Annotated in this window: 3 protein-coding genes; 1 reads left to right on the top strand and 2 read right to left on the bottom strand. The window is 61.6% G+C overall.

Annotated elements, in window-relative coordinates; all coding sequences use genetic code 11:
* Both EN991_RS33325 and EN991_RS33320 read right to left on the bottom strand, forming a co-directional pair.
* Positions 1-549: YcjX family protein (locus EN991_RS33325; protein ID WP_164769563.1), on the bottom strand; the 549-nt coding region annotated here is incomplete at its 3' end.
* 63 nt (positions 550-612) lie between these two features.
* Positions 613-1,116 carry a histidine phosphatase family protein gene (locus tag EN991_RS33320; RefSeq protein WP_024503532.1) on the bottom strand — a complete coding sequence of 168 codons (504 nt, stop codon included), beginning with the start codon at positions 1,114-1,116 and terminating at the stop codon, positions 613-615.
* A 332-nt stretch (positions 1,117-1,448) separates the two neighbouring features.
* Here EN991_RS33320 and dksA point away from each other — a divergent pair, with 332 nt between their 5' ends.
* Positions 1,449-1,865 carry an RNA polymerase-binding protein DksA gene (gene dksA, locus EN991_RS33315; RefSeq protein WP_013531862.1) on the top strand — a complete coding sequence of 139 codons (417 nt, stop codon included), beginning with the start codon at positions 1,449-1,451 and terminating at the stop codon, positions 1,863-1,865.
* The last annotated feature ends 336 nt before the right edge of the window (positions 1,866-2,201 follow it).

Raw genomic sequence — 2,201 nt, 5'->3', positions numbered from 1 at the left:
GGCCGATAGTGCCCGCCAGGCTTGCGACAGGTCCTCGCGCACCGGCAGAACAGCCATTTCAAAGGCTTCGTGGGAAAAATCGGCGAAGGATTTGCCGAGCAGCGGCAGATCGAGCAGCCATTCGCCGGGATAGTCGACGATATCGACCGACAATCTGCCCGAGGAAAACATGCGGCTCCAGCCGGAAGCCGATTCATATTCGATGGTCAGCCGCAGCTCCGAAATGGCGCGCGTCGAATCGGGCCAGACGCGGTCGTTGACCAAGGCTGCGATGTGGTCCTCGTACTGGAAACGCGGCACCGCGTCGTCGGGCTGCTGCTCGAGGAAGGCGCGCGCGATGCGCCCCGATTTCTGCGCCTCAAACAGCGGCAGGCGCCCGCCATGGATCAAATTGTGGACAAGGGCCGATATGAACACCGTTTTGCCGGCGCGGGACAATCCGGTCACGCCGAGGCGCAGCGATGGGGAAAAAAGCCCGGTGGCGCGGCCCGATAGCGTGTCGAGGGCAATCCTCGCCTCGTCGGTGAAGGTGGTCAGCGATGATGCCAAAATATGCTCTCTCGAACTTCGGTCCGTCCGATATAGGCGCTGCAACAAGGCTTTGAAATGGCTTCAGAGATCGGCCGGCGTCAGGAACACTTCGAGATAGCCGGTGCCTTGGGCGGCGCTGGCAAGATCGCCGTCGAAGCGGACGACCGCCAGGCCCGCGGTCGGGAACCCATGGTTCAGTGTGGCCCGCGCAGCCTCGTCGCCGCCGCCCGAAACTGCCAAGGCAAGGTCTTCCATCATCGGGTTGTGGCCGATGACCAGCAACGAGCCCGATCCGCCATTGTTCTTGATAAGGTTGAGATAACCGGCCGCGTCCGCGCTGTAGAGCCCGTCGAAGAACAGGACCCGGCCGGTGTCGGTCTGGCCGGCCAGGCCTTCCAGCGTCTCTTTGGCGCGTTTGGCGTTGGAGCACAGCGTCCGGTCCGGAACATAGAGGCGGGAGCGCATGGCGGCGCCCATCATTTCGGCATCGGCGCGGCCGGACGCATCGAGCGGACGGTCGAAATCGCGCATGCCGGGCAATGCCCAGCCTGCCTTGGCATGTCGCAACAGATAAAGCCTGCTCACCCAACCTCCGAATGCCGAAGCCTTCCGGGATTAGCCACGAGAACGGCGTCGCGCACAATGGCCCGTGCTCTTCAAACACGGCGAATCAGCCAACGCTGGCTGCTGCAAAAGGCGCTTGCATATCGGCCCCGGGGTCACCGCGATCAGGGAAAATATGCGTCACCGGATCCAAAGTGTCGCGGCGGAGTTTGTACCAAAGCGACCGTACGCGGCTGCAAAGACGCGTGCCCAGGTACTTTAACAATTGCGTGAAACAGCGGCCGATTGCGCTTGTGCAGGCGTCGGACGACGAATATATAGGCGCCAAATTTGGGGCAGTTTGGGTGAGTCGAATGAACGACATCGTTACCGCCGATTACGTACCCTCCGAAGACGAGCCGTTCATGAACGAGCGGCAGAAATCCTACTTCCGCTCAAAGCTCGTCACCTGGAAGAATGACATATTGCGCGAAGCGCGCGAAACACTGGAAATCCTGCAGCAAGAAAACGCCAACCACCCCGATCTGGCCGATCGCGCCTCTTCGGAAACCGACCGTGCCATCGAACTCAGGGCCCGCGACCGTCAGCGCAAGCTCATTGCAAAGATCGATTCCGCCCTGCAACGCATCGACGAAGGCACCTACGGCTATTGCGAAGAAACCGGCGAGCCGATCGCGCTGAAGCGGCTCGATGCACGTCCGATCGCGACATTGTCGATCGAAGCGCAGGAGCGGCATGAGCGCCGCGAAAAAGTCTATCGCGACGACTGAAGCTCACGGCCGGCTGTCTCGAACGAACTCGATTCTGAAAATGGCCGGTTTTCCGGCCATTTTCATTGGTGCGGCATCCACCGCTCAGGGCGCGCGAAGATCGAAAACCCTCGGGGCTTCGGACGAGGTGGTTCGGCAGCCGGACCGGCGACGGTGTTTCGCGGGGATAGCGACCCGGCGGTCGCTCATTTCTTCTGGCTGGAGAGTTCACCGAGAAGCTTGGTCATCTCGTCGTCGAGCGACTGCGGCGCCGCCGGCTTGCCCACCTGGCCGCCCGAACGGGGCTGGTCCAGTGATACTTCAAGTTCTCTCATCAGCGTGTCGTCGATGCTGTCC

The organism is Mesorhizobium sp. M7A.F.Ca.US.005.03.2.1 (assembly GCF_003997795.1).
In the GTDB taxonomy this organism is placed as follows: Bacteria; Pseudomonadota; Alphaproteobacteria; order Rhizobiales; family Rhizobiaceae; genus Mesorhizobium; species Mesorhizobium ciceri.
The sequence above is the reverse complement of the archived record's forward strand: the minus strand, read 5'-3'. Positions and strand labels throughout refer to the sequence as shown.

Bases quoted from the DNA above. Each gene is read 5' to 3' on its own strand.
- dksA (WP_013531862.1), top strand. From the start codon at position 1,449: ATGAACGACATCGTTACCGCCGATTACGTACCCTCCGAAGACGAGCCG.